A 17604-nucleotide genomic window follows, 5' to 3' on the forward strand; every position below is an offset into this window, starting at 1 on the left:
TTGCTTCTAATATTCCCCCGTCAATCGCAAGAGAATGATCATGCAAAAACTCCTCGCAATCGGCATGCTCTGCATGCAGTTGGTCACTGCGCACGCCGCCACCATCAGTGGCAACCCTTTGTCACCGTTCCTGGGTAGCTGGGAAGGCAACAAAGGAATGGACATCGCTCCGTCGCAAAAGAAAACCGGGCTCCCGCCCGGTAGTAGTGCCAACAATGCCTATTTTGAAAAAATCGTGTTTTCAGAAGGCGCAGATGCCACCAACGCCAGCGAGCAAGATGTCGTGGCCATCAAATACCATCAACAGGTGTTCCGCAAAACCGACAACAAGAAATTTCATGATCAAATCGGCTACTGGATCTGGGACAAGCGCAACAACACGATAATTCATGCGTTCTGTGTACCGCGAGGCACCTGCGTAAGTGCTCAGGGCTTACTAAAGCAGCCCCGCAGCCTGGAAGTTGCTACCGACACGGCGTTTGCCGAGAGTGCATTCATGCGCAAGCAGGCAAAAACCAACCGCTTCAGCATGACCATGAAGCTGAATGACGATGGCACACTTACCTACTCCCAGATCACGCAGCTACAGATTTATGGCAAACCATTCACCCATGTCGATGCCAACACCCAGCGCAAAACCGGCAATTAACAGCAGCATGATGTGAAAAAAGCCCGCCAACGGTGGCGGGCCATACTTGCAGCAAAGGCTTAGACTACCGGCTGTTTCAGCACCGTGCCATCGGCATCCAGCACCGTGACGTGAATCGGAATGCCCTGCCCGACGCTCTGCGACACGGTGCAGAAATCCTCGAAACTGCCCAGCAGACGCTCCAGGTTGGCCGCAGCGCCTACCTGCTTGCCGGCGCGCAGGCTGACATCAATGCGCAGCACGCGCAGACGGTTGCGCTCGTTGCGGTCCACCAGCGCACTGGCCTCGCAACTCAGTGGCTCGAAGTCGATATGGAATTTGCGCGAGGCGAACAGCAGGCTGGCCGACAGGCAGTTGGCCACCGCAGCCGTCAGCAGCTGGGTGGGCGACGGGCCGCTGTCACTGCCCAGTGGCGCAGGCTCGTCAGTCTGTAGCTGGTGGCCGCCGGCAGCAAAGCGGTTGTCGAAGCGGTAGTTTTCGATCTGCTGCAGGCTGACAACGGTGTTCTCGCTCATGTGCTCTCCGCTATTCTGCTTACAGGCTGCGGCCAACGGCGGCGGCCAGCGGTTGCAGCTGGGCACACAACGCCTGCAGCGCCTGCGGGGTAATTGCCTGCTCGGCATCGCACCAGGCATCCTGCGGCGATGGGTGCACCTCCAGCAGCAGGCCATCGGCACCGGCAGCCACTGCGGCGGCGGCCAGCGGCGGCACCAGCCAGCCTCGGCCGCCGGCATGGCTCGGGTCCACCAGCACCGGCAGGTGCGTCTCGCGCTTGAGCAGCGGGATGGCGGTGATGTCCAGCGCGTTGCGCGTGGCAGGCTCGAAGCTGCGCACGCCGCGCTCGCAGAACACGATGTTGTGGTTGCCGCCGATGGCGATGTACTCGGCCGCCATCAGCCATTCGCTGAGCGTGGCAGACACGCCGCGATACAGCAGCACCGGCTTGTTGATGCGGCCCAGCTCGCGCAGCAGCGGCACGTTCTGCATATTGCGCGGCCCCACCTGGATGGCATCGACGTCGTACTCCAGGAAGGTATCCAGCAGCCGTACATCCAGAATTTCGCTGATCATCGGCATGCCCTGCGCCCGTGCCGCCTGCTGCAGGTATTCCAGCCCGGCCTCGCCCACGCCCTGGAAGGCATACGGGCTGGTGCGCGGCTTGTAGGCGCCGGCACGCAGCAGGCGTACGCCCTGCCCCTGCAATTCGCCCGCCAGGGCAGCCAGCTGCGCGGCATCCTCGATGGCGCTGGGGCCGGCGATCAGCTGCAACTGCGTACCGCCGATGGGCACCCCACGGATGGACACCACACTGTTGTCCGGCTTCACCTCGCGCGACACGATGCGGTAATCCTTCACTACCCGCATCGCCCGTTCCACACCGGGCATGGTTTCGAACATGTCGGCACTCAGGCTGCGTTCGTCGCCAACAGCACCGATGATGGTGCGCTCGGTGCCACGCGAAATGTGTTCGCTCAGCCCGGCGGCACGGATGCGGCCAACCACCGCGTCGATCTGCGCTGCAGTGGCAGCTGCTGCCATCACGATGATCATTGCGCGGCCTCAGACACTGTCATGCGACAGCCACTTGGCCGCCGGGTTGGCTCGGTAGGCGTTCATGCGCTCCAGCAGAGCCGGCAGCGTATCGGCCACCACGAACAACGCCAGGTTGTCCTCGCGGATGAAGCCTTCGCGCACGCCGTGCTGCACCATGGCCAGCAGCGGGTCAAAGAAGCCGGCCACGTTGAGCAGGCCGATCGGCTTCTGGTGCACCGACAGCTGGCCCCAGGTCAGCATCTCGAACAGCTCGTCGTAGGTGCCGAAACCGCCAGGCAGCGCAATGAAACCGCCGGACAGGTCCTCCATCAGCGCTTTGCGTTCATGCATGGTCTGGGTGACGTGCAGCTCGGACAGCCCGTCGTGCGCCACTTCCTTGTCACGCAGGAAACCGGGGATCACGCCGATGACCCGGCCACCGGCAGCCAGCGCGGCATCGGCGGCCACGCCCATCAGGCCGATATTGCCGCCACCGTATACCAGGGTGATGTCACGCGCCGCCAGCTCGCGGCCCAACTCGCCGGCAGCCTCGGCATAGGCGGGGTTGCTGCCGCTATTCGAACCACAGAACAGACAGATGGATTGAATGGTCATGATGTGCTTTTGCCCGCTACTAGCGGGCTCCCGATCAATGGGCATCTCGAAAAACTCCCGCTTTCGTCGCGATGCTGCGTTGCTCACGAAAAATGTCTCCTTACATATCAAACATATGCTGCGTCGACATTTTTCGCTCGCGCCTTGTCTCGCTTAGAAATCAGGGCTTTTCGAGGCGCCCCAATGGACTTCCGGACCGGCAAACAACACGCCGGGCATCGGCCCGGCGCTTGTCTGCCCGCTAAAACTTACAGTACCGCCAGCGGATACGCGCCCAGCACCTTGACGAAGGCGGTCCGCTGACGCAGATCCTCCAGCGCGGCGGCCAGGTTGGCATCCTGTACGTGGCCTTCCATGTCGATGAAGAACACGTAGTCCCACAGCCCGGCACGCGACGGGCGCGACTCGAACTTGGTCATCGATACGCCGTTGGCCGCCAGCGGCTCCAACAGGTAGTGCACTGCACCAGGGCGGTTCGGCGCCGACACGATAATGGAGGTCTTGTCCTGCCCGGTGGGGCCCACGTCCTGATGCCCCAGCACCAGGAAGCGGGTGGTGTTGTTCGGCTCGTCCTCGATGTTCTCCGCCAGTTTCAGCAGGTTGTAGCGTTCGGCGGCAGCTTGGCCGGCAATGGCGGCGCAGTCCGGCTCCTCTGCGGCCAACCTTGCCGCCTCGGCATTACTGGCTACCGACACCCGCTCCACGCTGGCCGGCAGGTTCTTGTTCAGCCATTCGTGACATTGCGCCAGCGCCTGGGCATGCGCGTACACCCGGCGGATGCCGTCCTGCGTGCCATCCTTGCGCAGCAGGTGGTGATGGATGCGCAGCACCACCTCGCCACAGATCTTCAGCGGCGAGCTCACCATCAGGTCCAGCGTGCGGCCGATGGCGCCCTCGGTGGAGTTTTCCACCGGCGCCACCACGTAATCCAGGGTGCGGGATTCCACCAGGCGGAAGGCCTCGTCAATCGAACCGCAGGCCACGGTGCGCGCGGCATGGCCGAAGTGCTTCAGCGCAGCCAGCTGGGTGAAGGTGCCTTCCGGCCCCAGGTAGGCAATCGACAACGGCTTTTCCAGTGCCAGGCATTCCGACATCACTTCGCGGAACAGGCGCGCCACCGATTCACCCGCCAGCGGGCCGGGATTCAGTTCCTTGATGCGGCGCAGCACCTGGGCTTCGCGTTCCGGGCGGTAGATGATGCCGCCACCCTTGATCTCGCCGATGTCGCGGGCGTGCTGGGCGCGCTGATTGAGCAGGTTGAGAATTTGGACGTCGATGCTGTCGATGGCATCGCGATGTTGCTTGAGCAGTTGTTCCGACACGTTCAGAGATCTTTCAGGATGACAAACTGGCCTTTACCGATGGCGTAAGTTTCCGCGAGATAGCCATGGGTCGCAAGCACCGCAGCACGGAAATCGGCACATTCGTCAGCATGGGAAACGGCATTGTCCATCACCAGCACGCCACGCGGGGCGAGAATACGCGCGATTTCCGGCCAGTAGCCGGCATATCGTGACCGGTCGGCATCCAGAAACAGCATATCCACCGACTCGTCATCACAGGCGGCCAGCCGCTCGAAAGCATCGCCGGTATGCAGGCTGACCGTCTGCTGCAGGCCAAAGGAGTCGATCATGGCGCTGGCCAGCGCCGTTTTGTGCGCGCTGTTGTCCACGCTTTGCAGCCGGCCCTTGTTCGCCTGTGCGGCCAACCCCAGCCATACCGCGGAATAGCCATTGGAGGTACCGATCTCCAGCAGCGACATGGCGCGGCGGGCGCGCGCCAGCTGGTACAGGAACATGCCGGTATCGGGGGTGATGTTCAGCCGTTTGTCGGCGCGGGCGGCGTGGCGCGCATCGTGCGCCTCGCCCTCCTGCCACAGCTGGTACAGGCGTTTACGGTGTGCAGCAGTCAGCATGGACCAGATTCCTTAAAAACACGCTGACAGCATATTACCCACATTGACGATAAACAGGGGCTGCAGGTAGGCCCAGAAGCCGAGCGCCAGCAAGGTGGCCAGCAGCAGCCAGAGCAGCAGTTTCATGCCTGGCTGCCTGCCGCCAGCACCGGGGTTTCCTTCACTGGCAAGTTGGCCAGCGCTGCAGCTACTCCCAGCGCAATCGCCATGCCCCACACCAGGTCGTAATTGCCAGTGCGGTCATAGATCAGCCCGCCCAGCCACACACCAAGGAAGCTGCCCACCTGGTGCGAGAAAAATACCGCGCCGGACAGCATACCCAGGTTGCCCACGCCAAACAGACCGACGATCACGCCATTGGTCAGCGGCACGGTGGACAGCCACAGGAAGCCCATCACCGCGGCAAACACCGCGACCGACATGCTGCTCAACGGCAGCAACAGGAACAGCACGATGGTGATGCTGCGTGCCAGATAGATGGTGGCCAGCAGGTAGGGCTTGGAATAGCGCTCGCCCAGCCGGCCAAAGCTGTAAGTCCCGAAGATATTGAACAGGCCGATCAGTGCCAGCGCGGTACTGGCCACGCCGCCCGCCAGGCCATGGTCACGCAGGTAGGCTGGCAGATGCACGCCGATGAATACCACCTGGAAGCCGCACACGAAGTAACCGGCCATCAGCAGACGGAACGAGCGCTGCTGCCAGGCATCGCCGAAGGCATGCACAATCGACTGCAGCACACCGTGCGCCGCCGGCGGCGTGGCTGGCGCCTGACGATAGGCGCGCTGTAGCGGCGCGGCCAACGGCACCATCAGCGCGGCAACGGCCGCCAGCACCAGCAGGGAGGGCATCCAGCCCAGGCCATCGATCAGCCCGCGCTCGATCGGCACCATCATGAACTGGCCAAACGAACCGGCCGCGGCGGTAATGCCCATGGCACTGGAACGGTAGTTGGCCGGCACCGCGCGCACGATCACCGCGAACACCACGCTATAGGTGGTACAGGACAGCGCCAGGCCGATCAGCAGGCCGGCCGAGCCGGACAACAGCCAGCCGCTGGACGATACCGTCATCAGCGCCAGCCCCAGCGCATACAGCAAGCCCCCCGCCACCAGCACCTTGCCCGGGCCATGTCGGTCGGCAAACGCACCGGCAAACGGCTGCGAGGCACCCCAGATCAGGTTTTGCAGCCCCAGCGCCAGGGCAAAGGTCTCGCGACTCCAGCCAAAGGCCTGGGTCATGGGCGGCAGGAAAAAGCCGAAGCCGTGGCGCACGCCCATACTGAGCGAAACGATGGCGCCGGCGGCAAGCAGCAGCAGGGCAAGGGGGGAGATTTTCATTGTCGTTCCTTCATCAATCACGGCATGGTGCAAGCAATTGCCGCTTGCTGCCAGCCCCGACCGCCAAACAGATTGATCAACTGGCTGAACAATAGTGACCAGCCAGCCGTGCCACCTGCCGTACCGGCGGTCGCGGCCACACTGCTTGTGATGCTCGCCCGTCGGCAAAAACAAACCCCCGGCCATCTAGGCAGGGGGTTGTCGCTTGGCGAAGCCGCCTGTTAAGCCAGGCAGAACAATGCGACCAGGTTGGCCGCAAGCATCGCCTTAGCCGTGCTGACGGGCGAAATCCAGCATGAAGTGCACCAGCGACTTCACGCCTTCGATCGGCATGGCGTTGTAGATGGAGGCGCGCATGCCGCCTACCGAGCGGTGACCCTTCAGCTGCACCAGGCCATTCTTCTTGGCTTCGGACAGGAACAGGTCCTCCAGCGACTCGTCCTTCAGGCGGAACACCACGTTCATGCGGGAGCGGAACGGTGCATCGATATGGCTGTAGTAGAAGCCATCGCTGCTGTCGATGGCGTGATACAGCAGACCAGCCTTCTCGTCATTGCGCGCCTGCATGCCCTTCACCCCACCCTTCGCCTTCAGCCACTTGAACACCAGGCCGGAAATGTAGATCGGGTAAGTTGCCGGCGTGTTGTACATGGAGTCGGCGTCGGCATGGATCTGGTAGTTCAGCATGGTCGGCGTCTGCGGCTGGGCGTGGCCCAGCAGGTCTTCGCGCACGATCAGCACCACCAGGCCGGACGGGCCGATGTTCTTCTGCGCACCAGCGTAGATCAGGCCGTACTTCGATACGTCGAACTCGCGCGACAGGAAGTCGGACGACATATCGCACACCAGCGGGGTATCGCCCACCTGCGGGATATCGCTGTACTGCAGGCCACCGATGGTCTCGTTGGAGGTGTAGTGGAAATAGGCGGCATTCGGACTGCGCTGCCAGGTCTCCGGTGTCGGCACGTAGGCGTAGTTGCGGTCGGCACTGCTGGCCACCACGTTGACATTGGTGTAGCGCTTGGCTTCCTTGATGGCCAGCTTGGACCAGTGGCCGGTATCCAGCACGTCGATCACGCCATCGGCCGGCGCCAGGTTCAGCGGCACCATGGAGAACTGCTGCGAGGCACCGCCCTGCAGGAACAGCACCTTGTAGCCTGCCGGCACCTGCAGCAGCTCGCGCAGGTCCTGCTCGGCCTCGTGGATGATCTCCATGAACTCCTTGCCGCGGTGACTCATTTCCATCACCGACATGCCGGAACCGTGCCAGTCCAGCAGCTCGGCCTGCGCCGTGGCCAGCACTTCATGCGGCAGCACTGCCGGGCCGGCGGAGAAGTTGTACACCTTTGCCATGTTGAACCTCTATCTCTTTGTCTCTGATTCGAATAAAAAGCCACGCATGCAGCGTGGCCCAGGCTGCTGACAAACGGCCCACTTACGCGCCACCGGACCCGGCAAAGCCGGGCCGCTCTAGCAAAGCATTTGCATCGGCAGCCTTCCTGTTTACAAAACAAAGGTCTTTCGCGTGGCGAAAGACCTTTGTCAGCACGCTACGCCACGCTCTCAGCGTGGCTTTAAGTTGTCAGTTACCAGTGCTTAGCAGGAAGTGGGCACGCGCCACCGCCACCGGTTTGCTGCGGTCTTCCTGCCACGCCTCGATCAGCACATGCGCCACGCGCTTGCCCTGCTTGGTGATCTCGCACTGCGCATACAGCGTCTGCGCCCGACCGGAGCGCAGGTAGTCCAGCGAGAAGTCGACAATCTTGGGCGTTTCCAGCGATTCGCGGTTGCACATCAGGTGCAGCAGCGCCGCATTTTCCAGGAAGCCGCCAATCAGGCCGCCGTGCAGCGCCGGCAGCGTCACGTTGCCGACATTGCGCTCGTGAAACGGCAGGCGGAACAGCAATTCGCCCTGCTCGTCCTCGCCGAACTCCACCCCCATCAGCCTGGCGTACGGCAGGCCGGCGATGATTTCATCGTAGCGCTTCTCGTCGCGCAGGCGCGAGAAAGTCTCCATGAATGCACTCACGCCACACCCTCCTTCGGCAACATCGGCTTGGGGTTGGAATCGCGCATGAAGGTAGCCACGCCGTGGGCGATGGGATCGTCCGGACTGTCGTGGTAGCACACCGCGCGGGTGAAGGCGATCTGGTTGGCCATACGGTAGCACTCCGCGGTGCAGTAGATGGCCTTGCCAGGGGTTGCCGCCTTCAGGTAGTCGATACGCAGATCCAGCGTGGCGATGGTCTCCAGCTCGTCCATGTGCGCGGTCACCGCGATACCGCTGCAGGTATCGATGATGGAGGTAATCACCCCGCCGTGCACCACGCCGCTGGCCGGGTTACCCACCAGGTCGTCGCGCCATTCCACTTTCAGCGTCGGCTTGCGCCCTTCCGCCCCCAGGTACTGAAAGCCCAGGGTGACACAATGGGGGAAGGAGACGAACAACTCCCCCATTGCCTGCAGCAGTTGTGCGTTGGCTGGTGCCTGCTGGTTCATGCTCAGGCTTCCTCGCCGGCTGCCGGAGCATCCGGGTTGGCCGCAAGCTCGTCGCCCTCGCCTTCAACTTCTTCTTCGCAACTGTCTTCGCTCTCGGCCACCTTGACCAGGCAGATCAGCTTCTCGCCCTCGTCCAGGTTGATCAGGCGCACGCCCTGTGCCGAGCGGCCGGTCTCGCGCACTTCTGCCGCCTTGGTACGGATCAGCACGCCCCCGGTGGTGATCAGCATCACGTCGTCGCTGTCTTCCACCAGGCTGGCGCTCACCAACTCCAGACCGGTCTTGTCGGTAAGGTCCATGGCGATCACGCCCTGGGTGCCACGACTGGTGTGGCGGAACTCGCCCACGCGGGTACGCTTGCCATAGCCGCCATCGCTGGCGGTGAGTACCTGCTGCTCGTCGCTGTTGGCTACCAGCAGCGAGATCAGTTGCTGGCCCTCCGCCAGCGCCATGCCGCGCACACCACCGGCGGTGCGACCCATCGGGCGCACATTGGCCTCATCGAAACGCACGGCCTTGCCGGCATTGGAGAACAGCATGATCTGGTCGCTGCCGCTGGTGAGCGCTACGCCTACCAGCTTGTCGCCCTCGTCCAGCTTCACGGCGATGATGCCGGCGCTGCGTGGACGGGAGAATGCCTCCAGCGGCGTCTTCTTCACGGTGCCGTGGGCGGTACACATGAACACGAACGGCCCTTTTACCTTGTCGCTGACTTCGATGTCGTCGTCCAGCTCCGCCTCGTTACCGGTGAATGCCTTCACCGGCAGCATGGCGTTGATCTTCTCGCCGTCGGCCAGCGGCAGTACATTGACGATAGGCTTGCCACGGCTGGTGCGACCGCCCTGCGGCATGTCGTACACCTTGATCCAGTAGCAGCGCCCGAAGCTGGAGAAGCACAGCACGTAGTCGTGGGTATTGGCCACGAACAGGGTGTCGATGAAATCGTCGTCCTTGGTGGCAGCAGCCTGCTTGCCACGACCGCCACGGCGCTGCGACTGGTAATCGTCCACCGGCTGCGCCTTCAGGTAGCCGCCGTGAGTCACCGTCACCACCATCTCCTGCGGGGTGATCAGGTCTTCGATATTGATATCGCCACCGAACGGCTCGATCTCGGAGCGACGGCCATCGCCATACTGCAACATGATGGCGTTCAGCTCGTCGCGGATGATCTGGTTGATGCGCTCCGGGCGCGCCAGGATATCGATCAGATCCATGATGGTGTCCATGATCTCGCGGTATTCGCCGACGATCTTGTCCTGCTCCAGGCCGGTAAGGCGCTGCAGGCGCAGGTCCAGAATCGCCTGGGCCTGGGTTTCCGACAGGTAGTAGCCTTCCGGCTTGATGCCGAAGTTTTCGGCCAACCCATCCGGGCGTGCCTGATTCTGATCCACGCGGGCGAGCATGCTTTCCACCAGCTCGGAGCGCCAGGCCTTGGCCATCAGCGCGGCCTTGGCCTGCGGCGGCGCCTCGGATGCCTTGATCAGCGCGATGATCTCGTCCACGTTGGACAGCGCCACGGCCAGGCCTTCCAGGATATGGCCACGCTCGCGCGCCTTGCGCAGTTCGAAGATGGTGCGGCGGGTCACTACCTCGCGGCGGTGGCGCAGGAATTCCTCGATGATCTGCTTCAGGTTCAACAGGCGCGGCTGGCCATCCACCAGCGCCACCATATTGATACCGAAGCTGTCCTGCAGCTGGGTCTGCTTGTACAGGTGGTTGAGCACCACTTCCGGCATTTCGCCGCGCTTGAGCTCGATCACTACGCGCATGCCGGACTTGTCCGACTCGTCGCGCAGGTCGGAGATGCCCTCGATCTGCTTGTCGCGTACCAGCTCGCTGATACGCTCCAGCAGGCGAGCCTTGTTCACCTGGTACGGAATTTCGTCGACGATGATGGCCTGGCGGTCGCCCTTGCCGATATCCTCGAAGTGCACGCGGGCGCGCATGATGGCGCGGCCACGGCCGGTGCGGTACGCCTCCTTGATGCCGGCGGTACCGTAGATGATGCCGGCGGTGGGGAAGTCCGGCGCCGGAATGATGTCGATCAGCTCGTCGATGGTCAGCTCGCCGTTATCCAGCAGCGCCAGACAGCCGTTGATCACTTCGGTGATGTTGTGCGGCGGAATATTGGTGGCCATACCCACTGCGATGCCGGACGAGCCGTTGATCAGCAGGTTGGGAATGCGCGACGGCAGGATCAGCGGTTCATGCTCGGAGCCGTCGTAGTTCGGCCCGAAGTCCACGGTTTCCTTGTCGATATCGGCCAACAGCTCGTGCGCGATACGCGCCATGCGGATTTCGGTGTATCGCATGGCGGCGGCGTTGTCGCCGTCCACCGAGCCGAAGTTACCCTGGCCATCCACCAGCGGGTAGCGCAGCGAGAAATCCTGCGCCATACGCACGATGGTGTCGTACACCGCCGAATCGCCGTGCGGGTGGTATTTACCGATCACGTCGCCCACGATACGGGCGGACTTCTTGTAGGCGCGGTTCCAGTCGTTGGACAGCTCGTGCATGGCAAACAGCACACGACGATGCACCGGTTTCAGGCCGTCCCGCACGTCCGGCAGGGCGCGGCCAACGATCACGCTCATTGCATAATCGAGATAGGAGCGGCGCATCTCCTCTTCCAGGCTAATCGGGAGTGTTTCCTTGGCAAAAAGCTGATCGGTCATGGAAATCCGTTAACGTGAGCAAAATTATGGTCGCATTCTACCACAAAGCCCCGCCACAAGCGCCGCCAACGCCGGATGACAGACGCAAAAAAAGGCCGGAAAATCCGGCCTTTTCGACAGCATTCACGCTCTAGCGCGCACCGATGTGCAGCTTCTTCTCCAGGCTGCCGATACCCCACGCCATCAGCATGGTCAGCGCCAGGTAGATGAAGGAAATGGTCAGGTACGGCTCCCAGTAGCGGGAGTACACCCCGGCCACGGTACGGGCGGCAAATGCCAGCTCGGCCAGGCCGATGGCGGACACCAGCGAGCTATCCTTCAGCAGCATGATGGCTTCGTTGCCCAGTGGCGGCAGCATGCGACGGAAAGCCTGCGGCACGATGACGTGCTTCATGGTCTGGCCATAGGACAGGCCCAGCGAGCGCGCCGCCTCCATCTGCCCCTTGTCGATGGACTGGATGCCGGCACGGAAGATCTCGGTGATGTAGGCGCCGGCATTCAGCGTCAGCGCTACCAGGCCGGACAGGAAGGCGCCGTAGTTCTGGCGAATCTCGCGCGCGGCGTCACCGCTGAGCAGCATGCCGTCCACCGGATGGATCAGCATTGGCATCAGCGCGAAGTGCACCAGCAGGATCTGCACGAACAGTGGCGTGCCACGGAAAAACGCGACATAGGCACCGGCAGGCAGGCGCACGCCAAAGCGCAGCAGATACTTGCTGGCGCCATGCTTGGCTTCGGCCAGGCGGGCCATACCCATGAACAGCCCGATCAGGGTGCCCAGCACCACGGCGATCACCGTAATGCCCAGCGTCATCTTGATGCCGTCGATGAACAGCGGCGCATACTCGGCAATCATGCCCCAACGGAAATCCATGCTCGTCCCTCCTTGATGCAAAACAGGCGACCGGCCTGCAAACCAGACCGACCGCCTGCGTTTCTCTAGTTATTAGTTACCAAAGTACTTCTTGTGAATCTGATCGTAAGTACCATCGGCCTTGATCGCCTTGATACCGGCATTGATCTTGGCCAGCAGCTCGGCATTGCCCTTGTTCACGGCAAAGCCGTAATACTCCGGCGCAAAGCTCTTGGTGTCTTCCACGGTCACCATGCTCTGCTGCGGGTTATTGGCCACATAGTTGGCCACCACGCCATTGTCACCGACCGCGGCATCCACACCACCGCTTTCCAGCTCTTTCAGTGCCAGCGGCATGCTCTCGAAGCGCTTGATGTTGGCGCTGGTCTTGCCCAGCAGCTTCTGCACCACTTCGTCACCGGTAGTACCGGTCTGCACGGCCACTTTCTTGCTCTTCAGGTCCTGGAACGACTTCACGTCGGTGCTGGACTTGTTGATGGCGATCAGCTGGCGCGCCTCAAAGTAAGGATCGGAGAAATCCATGCTCTGCTTGCGCTCATCGGTGATGGTGATGGCGGAAGACAGAATGTCGCGGTCACCCTGCGGCAGGGTGGCGAACATGCCTTCCCACGGGGTATTGACGAACTTGACCTTGAAACCACCCTTGGCGGCAACCGCAGTCAGCACATCGATATCAAAACCGACGATTTCCTGCTTGTCGTTCTGGAATTCAAACGGCGCGTAGCTGGCATCGGTACCCACCACGTATTCACGGTCACCCGCTGCGGCGGCAGACGCCTCCGGCTGCGGAGCTGAAGCCTCCTGGGCGGCCTCCTGTTTCTTGCCACAACCGGCCAGCGCAAAAACAGACAACAACAAGCCTGCGATCAGCGTTCTTCTGGTTTGTTTCATTCCCTTGTTCTCCTGGTATGGAAAGCGGTCTGTTCATTGTGCAAACAACCGGCGTGCTAATATAGCAACCTCGCCCGAGAGCCACAACGATTGTTGCTTCCCCAGTAAAACCAGCAAATTCAGCCAAATGGAATTAACTCGCACCATTGCCACCATGGTTATTGCCTGCATGGCATTTTCTGCCAGCATCAGCCATGCCGAAGGCGAAGATACCCCACTGCCGGGCGATTTCCAGGAGTCGGCACCAGCACGACCACCGAAGGCAAAACCCCTGCAACTGCCGCCACCGACCCAGCCTGGCAGCAGCAAAACCGCCACCGAGCCATCCAGCCGCGCCAACGCCAGCCAGCAAGGCAAGCAGCAGGTCAGCACCAAACGCCAGACTCGCGCCGAAAAGCAGCGCAGCAAGCGCGGCAGTCGCCAATCCCAGGTTGGCCGCAAGGCCAGCAGCAAAGCCAGCAGCCTGCAGCAGCGCAAGACCAGGCTGAGCAAGCGCCAGCAACTGCGCCAACCAACGGCGCAGAGTGGCAAGCGCAAACTGCAACGCAGCAAGGCCAGCACCGCTAGCCGCCAGCTGCAAGCCGGCAAGACCAGGAGAGCGCAACAACCGAAGGCGCTGCGCAACGGCAAGCCGAAAGCTGTCCGCAAGCTCAGCCAGAGCCGCCAGCTCAAGGCCGACAAGAGCGCGACCAAGGCACGGCAGCTGAAAGCCAGCCAGCAGCGCAAGGCCAAAAAGAAACTGCCGCCAACACGCAAGCGGCAGCACTGACCAGCCATACAACAACGCCCCGCATTGCGGGGCGTTGTGCATTACGACAGCAAACCGGAATCACACCGGCTCCGCCTCACCCTCCTGCTGCAGCCGCCACATCTGCGCGTAGCGTCCATCCTGCGCCAGCAGTTCGCGATGGCTGCCGCGCTCGATGATGCGGCCCTGCTCCATCACCAGGATGCAGTCGGCGTCGGCGATGGTGGACAGGCGGTGGGCGATGATCAGCGTGGTACGGTTGGCCGCAATGCTCATCAGCTCGGCCTGGATGGCTTTCTCGGTGCGCGAATCCAGCGCGCTGGTGGCCTCGTCAAACACCAGCACCGGCGGGTTCTTCAGAATGGTGCGCGCAATCGCCACCCGCTGTTTCTCGCCACCGGACAACTTCAGCCCGCGCTCGCCGACCGTGGTGTCGTAGCCGTCCGGCAAGCTCATCACGAAGTCGTGGATGTGAGCGGACTTCGCCGCCTCGATCACGTCCTCCCGGCTGGCATCCGGCCGGCCGTAAGCGATGTTGTAGTAGATGCTGTCGTTAAACAGCACCGTGTCCTGCGGCACGATGCCGATATGCGCGCGCAAGCTGTCCTGGCTGATATCGCGGCTATCCACACCATTGAAGCGGATGCTGCCACCGGACACGTCATAAAAGCGGAACAGCAGCCGCGACAGCGTAGACTTGCCGGCGCCGCTGGCCCCCACTACCGCCACGGTATGGCCGGCGGGAATATCAAAGCTGACCTCATGCAGGATCTGACGCTTGGCATCGTAGCCAAAGCTCACCTGTTCGAACGAGATCGCCACCTCGCGGCTGGCCAGCTGCTGCGCGCCGGGGCGGTCTGCAACCTCGGCCCCCACGTTCAGCAGCGTGAACATGCGTTCCATGTCGGCCAGTGAGTGCTTGATCTCGCGGTAGACAAAACCGAGGAAATGCAGCGGCGCCCACAGCTGGGTCAGGAAGGTAGCCACAAGCACCACGTCGCCCACCGTCATCTCGCCGCGCACCACGCCGCGTGCGGCCAACCACATCACCAGCGTCACCCCGGTGGCGATGATGGCGCCCTGCCCGGCGTTCAACGCCGATAGAGACACCTGGTTCTTGATCGCCGAGCGCTCCCACGACGCCAGGTTGGCATCGTAGCGCTGCAGCTCATAACGCTCGTTGCCGAAGTATTTCACCGTCTCGTAGTTGAGCAGCGCGTCGATGGCCTTGCTATTGGCCTTGGAATCCAGATCGTTCATGCTGCGGCGGAACACCGTGCGCCACTCGGTTATCACCAGGGTGAAGGCGATGTAGATGGCAATGGTGCCAAAGGTCACCACCGCGAACCACACGTTGTAGCGTTGCAGCAGAATGCCCACCACCAGCGTGATTTCCACCAGCGTCGGCAGGATGTTGAACACGGTGAAGTTGAGCAGGAAGCCGATGCCCTTGGTGCCGCGCTCGATATCGCGACTCATGCCACCGGTCTGGCGCTCCAGGTGGAAACGCAGCGACAGCCGGAACAGGTGGGTGAACACCTCGCGCGCCACGCTACGCACCGCCCCCTGCACCACGCGGGCGAAGATGGCGTCGCGCAGCTCACCCAGCACGCTGGACAGCAGGCGTGCCAGGCCGTAGCCGGCCAGCGCCAGCAGCGGCAGCGCCAGCACCACATCGCGCACCGACAGCTGGTCGACGATGTCCTTCAGGTACAGCGGGGTCATCACCCCGGCCACCTTGGCAGCAATCAGGCAGCTCAGCGCCAGCAGCACGCGCCACTTGAAGCGCCACAGGTAGGGCAGCAGGGTTTTCAGGGTTTGCAGATCGTTGCGGTCGGCGGGAGCCGGCGCCGCGGCGTGGGCGTAATGTCGCATGTACTCAGGCAGGAAAAGACGGCAGCGGCAGGCCTTGCGGCCAACCCCTGCCATAGGTCAACAGGATTCAGTGCAGCACACGCGGCGCGATGAGATGGAACTCCGGAATATCGGCGTCAAAACGCGTGCCGTCGTCGGCTTCCATCTGGTAGCTGCCGCGCATGGTGCCGTACGGCGTGCGGATGGTGGCGCCGCTGGTATAGGTAAACTCCTCGCCCGGCGCCAGGTGTGGATGCTCGCCCACCACCCCGGCGCCGCGTACTTCCTGCACGTGATCGTTGGCGTCGGTAATGTACCAATGGCGGGTAAGCAGACGCGCCGGCACCTCGCCACTATTGCGGATGGTGATGCGGTAGGCAAAGGCATACTGGTCGTCGATGGCGTTGGAATGTTCTTCCAGATAGAAGGCCTGCGCCTCGACTGTGATGTGATATTTCTGGCTCACGGCAACCTCTCGCGGCAACAACTGATGCCTGATTCTACGCCACGTCGCGCCGCCCGGCTGCTATCGCGTACAATGGCGGCCATTTTCCGCACCGCATTTCGCACACGCCATGAGCCAGTTCCGTATCGCCCCGTCCATTCTGTCCGCCGATTTCGCCCGTCTGGGCGAGGAAGTACGCAACGTTATCGCCGCCGGCGCCGACGTGATCCACTTCGACGTCATGGACAACCACTACGTGCCCAACCTCACCATGGGCCCGATGTTCTGCGAAGCCATCCGCCCGCACACCACTGCACCGATCGACGTACACCTGATGGTGAAGCCGGTGGACAACCTGGCGGCGGCATTTGCCAAGGCCGGCGCCGACATCATCACCTTCCACCCAGAAGCCTCCGACCATATCGACCGCACCCTGGGGCTGATCAAGGATGCTGGCTGCAAGGCCGGCCTGGTGCTGAACCCGGCCACCCCGCTGTCCTTCCTTGACCACGTGATGGACAAGCTGGACATGGTACTGCTGATGTCGGTTAACCCGGGCTTTGGCGGCCAGAAGTTCATTCCGCAAACCCTGGCCAAGGTCAGCGCGGTGCGCCAGCGCATCGACGAGTACACCGCCAAGCACGGTGGCGAGATCTGGCTGGAAGTGGACGGCGGCATCAAGGTGGACAATATCGCCGAAGTGGCGGCCGCCGGAGCCGACACCTTCGTGGCCGGCAGCGCCATCTACGGCCAGCCGGACTACAAGGCAGTGATCGACGCCATGCGTGCAGAACTGGCCAAGGTGCAAGGCGCGTGAAAGCGGCCATCGTCACCGGCGCCTCGCGCGGCCTGGGCGCCGCGCTGACTGCACAGCTGCTGGCTGATGGCTACCGTGTGGCGGCCATTGCCCGCGACTGCAGCAGCCTGGCGGAGCACCCGCAGCTGATCACCCTGGACGCCGACCTGGCCGACAGCCAGTTGCTGCCACTGGTGCTGGAGCGCGCGCTGGCGGCGTTGGGTGACGGTGACAGCTACACGCTGATCAACAATGCCGGCACCGTGCAGCCCATCGCCAGCGCCGATGCACTGCCGGACGACACCACGCTGCAGGCGGTGGCGCTGAACCTTAGCGCGCCGATGCTGCTGTGCAGCCACTTCCTGGCGCACACGCCGGCCAGCAGCCAGCGCCGCATCATCAATATCTCTTCCGGCGCTGCGGCCAACCCCTACCCGGGTTGGGCGGTGTACTGCGCCACCAAGGCCGGGCTGGATCACTTCACCCGCACCCTGGCGGCAGAGCAGGCGCAACGTGCCGTACCGGTGCAGGCGGTGTCGCTGTACCCGGGCGTGGTGGATACCGGCATGCAGGCCGAGATTCGCAGCGCCGACCCGGCGGCCTTCCCGGGCCGCCCGCGTTTCGAGGCGCTGAAGGCCGATGGCGAGCTGACCTCGCCGGCGGACGCTGCCGCGCGCATCATCGGCTATCTGCACAGCCCGGCGTTTGGCAGCCAGGCAGTGCTGGACATCCGCCAGCTGTAAGCGCCGCCGCAGTCTGCGGACAGACTGTCT

The 17604-nt window shown here is 62.8% G+C and carries 18 protein-coding genes; 4 read left to right on the top strand and 14 right to left on the bottom strand.

Annotated features, from left to right (window positions below; translation table 11 throughout):
- Positions 1 to 40: 40 nt before the first annotated feature.
- A complete protein-coding gene (locus ACFOKJ_RS08165) occupies positions 41 to 649 on the top strand; it encodes a heme-binding beta-barrel domain-containing protein (RefSeq protein WP_390278401.1) in 609 nt (202 codons plus the stop codon).
- Between the two features lie 59 nt (positions 650 to 708).
- Here ACFOKJ_RS08165 and ACFOKJ_RS08170 read toward each other — a convergent pair whose 3' ends face one another.
- The 12 genes from ACFOKJ_RS08170 to ACFOKJ_RS08225 all read right to left on the bottom strand — a co-directional run bounded on the left by ACFOKJ_RS08170 (position 709) and on the right by ACFOKJ_RS08225 (position 12988).
- Positions 709 to 1164 carry an OsmC family protein gene (locus ACFOKJ_RS08170; protein ID WP_390278404.1) on the bottom strand — a complete coding sequence of 152 codons (456 nt, stop codon included), beginning with the start codon at positions 1162 to 1164 and terminating at the stop codon, positions 709 to 711.
- A gap of 19 nt (positions 1165 to 1183) precedes the next feature.
- A complete protein-coding gene (aroF, locus tag ACFOKJ_RS08175; RefSeq protein ID WP_390278407.1) occupies positions 1184 to 2200 on the bottom strand; it encodes a 3-deoxy-7-phosphoheptulonate synthase in 1017 nt (338 codons plus the stop codon).
- A 9-nt stretch (positions 2201 to 2209) separates the two neighbouring features.
- A complete protein-coding gene (locus ACFOKJ_RS08180; protein ID WP_390278410.1) occupies positions 2210 to 2797 on the bottom strand; it encodes an LOG family protein in 588 nt (195 codons plus the stop codon).
- Positions 2798 to 3045: 248 nt separating this feature from the next.
- Positions 3046 to 4119 carry a prephenate dehydratase gene (gene pheA, locus ACFOKJ_RS08185; protein ID WP_390278413.1) on the bottom strand — a complete coding sequence of 358 codons (1074 nt, stop codon included), beginning with the start codon at positions 4117 to 4119 and terminating at the stop codon, positions 3046 to 3048.
- 2 nt (positions 4120 to 4121) lie between these two features.
- Positions 4122 to 4712, bottom strand: a complete 591-nt coding sequence (locus tag ACFOKJ_RS08190) for an O-methyltransferase (RefSeq protein WP_390278416.1) — start codon at positions 4710 to 4712, stop codon at positions 4122 to 4124.
- Between the two features lie 122 nt (positions 4713 to 4834).
- Entirely contained in the window at positions 4835 to 6049 is a 1215-nt protein-coding gene (locus ACFOKJ_RS08195; RefSeq protein ID WP_390278419.1) for an MFS transporter, read from the bottom strand.
- A 267-nt stretch (positions 6050 to 6316) separates the two neighbouring features.
- Positions 6317 to 7402 (bottom strand): 3-phosphoserine/phosphohydroxythreonine transaminase, encoded by a 1086-nt coding sequence (gene serC / locus ACFOKJ_RS08200; RefSeq protein ID WP_390278422.1) that lies wholly within the window; start codon positions 7400 to 7402, stop codon positions 6317 to 6319.
- Positions 7403 to 7631: 229 nt separating this feature from the next.
- A complete protein-coding gene (locus tag ACFOKJ_RS08205; RefSeq protein WP_390278424.1) occupies positions 7632 to 8078 on the bottom strand; it encodes a PaaI family thioesterase in 447 nt (148 codons plus the stop codon).
- Complete coding sequence (locus ACFOKJ_RS08210; RefSeq protein WP_390278427.1) at positions 8075 to 8548, bottom strand: PaaI family thioesterase; 474 nt, start codon at positions 8546 to 8548, stop codon at positions 8075 to 8077. The genes ACFOKJ_RS08205 and ACFOKJ_RS08210 overlap by 4 nt, the downstream gene beginning before the upstream one ends.
- 2 nt (positions 8549 to 8550) lie before the next feature.
- Positions 8551 to 11223, bottom strand: coding sequence for a DNA gyrase subunit A (gene gyrA / locus ACFOKJ_RS08215; RefSeq protein ID WP_390278430.1), 2673 nt, complete (start codon positions 11221 to 11223; stop codon positions 8551 to 8553).
- Positions 11224 to 11353: 130 nt separating this feature from the next.
- Positions 11354 to 12097: an amino acid ABC transporter permease gene (locus ACFOKJ_RS08220; RefSeq protein ID WP_390278433.1), complete on the bottom strand. Its 744-nt coding sequence runs from the start codon at positions 12095 to 12097 to the stop codon at positions 11354 to 11356.
- Between the two features lie 72 nt (positions 12098 to 12169).
- Positions 12170 to 12988, bottom strand: a complete 819-nt coding sequence (locus tag ACFOKJ_RS08225; RefSeq protein ID WP_390278437.1) for a basic amino acid ABC transporter substrate-binding protein — start codon at positions 12986 to 12988, stop codon at positions 12170 to 12172.
- 127 nt (positions 12989 to 13115) lie between these two features.
- On the opposite strand from ACFOKJ_RS08225, the gene ACFOKJ_RS08230 reads away from it, so the two are divergent.
- Complete coding sequence (locus ACFOKJ_RS08230) at positions 13116 to 13757, top strand: hypothetical protein (RefSeq protein WP_390278440.1); 642 nt, start codon at positions 13116 to 13118, stop codon at positions 13755 to 13757.
- 60 nt (positions 13758 to 13817) lie between these two features.
- Here ACFOKJ_RS08230 and ACFOKJ_RS08235 read toward each other — a convergent pair whose 3' ends face one another.
- Both ACFOKJ_RS08235 and apaG read right to left on the bottom strand, forming a co-directional pair.
- Positions 13818 to 15611: an ABCB family ABC transporter ATP-binding protein/permease gene (locus ACFOKJ_RS08235; protein ID WP_390278443.1), complete on the bottom strand. Its 1794-nt coding sequence runs from the start codon at positions 15609 to 15611 to the stop codon at positions 13818 to 13820.
- A 67-nt stretch (positions 15612 to 15678) separates the two neighbouring features.
- On the bottom strand, positions 15679 to 16056 hold the full coding sequence (gene apaG, locus ACFOKJ_RS08240; protein WP_390278445.1) for a Co2+/Mg2+ efflux protein ApaG: 378 nt from the start codon (positions 16054 to 16056) through the stop codon (positions 15679 to 15681).
- 109 nt (positions 16057 to 16165) lie between these two features.
- Between apaG and rpe the strand changes: the two genes are divergently transcribed.
- Both rpe and ACFOKJ_RS08250 read left to right on the top strand, forming a co-directional pair.
- Entirely contained in the window at positions 16166 to 16852 is a 687-nt protein-coding gene (rpe, locus tag ACFOKJ_RS08245) for a ribulose-phosphate 3-epimerase (protein WP_390278448.1), read from the top strand.
- Positions 16849 to 17574 carry an SDR family NAD(P)-dependent oxidoreductase gene (locus ACFOKJ_RS08250; protein WP_390278450.1) on the top strand — a complete coding sequence of 242 codons (726 nt, stop codon included), beginning with the start codon at positions 16849 to 16851 and terminating at the stop codon, positions 17572 to 17574. Before rpe ends, ACFOKJ_RS08250 begins: the two co-directional genes overlap by 4 nt.
- Positions 17575 to 17604 lie beyond the last annotated feature (30 nt).

The organism is Vogesella amnigena, from assembly GCF_042648905.1.
GTDB lineage: Bacteria > Pseudomonadota > Gammaproteobacteria > Burkholderiales > Chromobacteriaceae > Vogesella > Vogesella amnigena.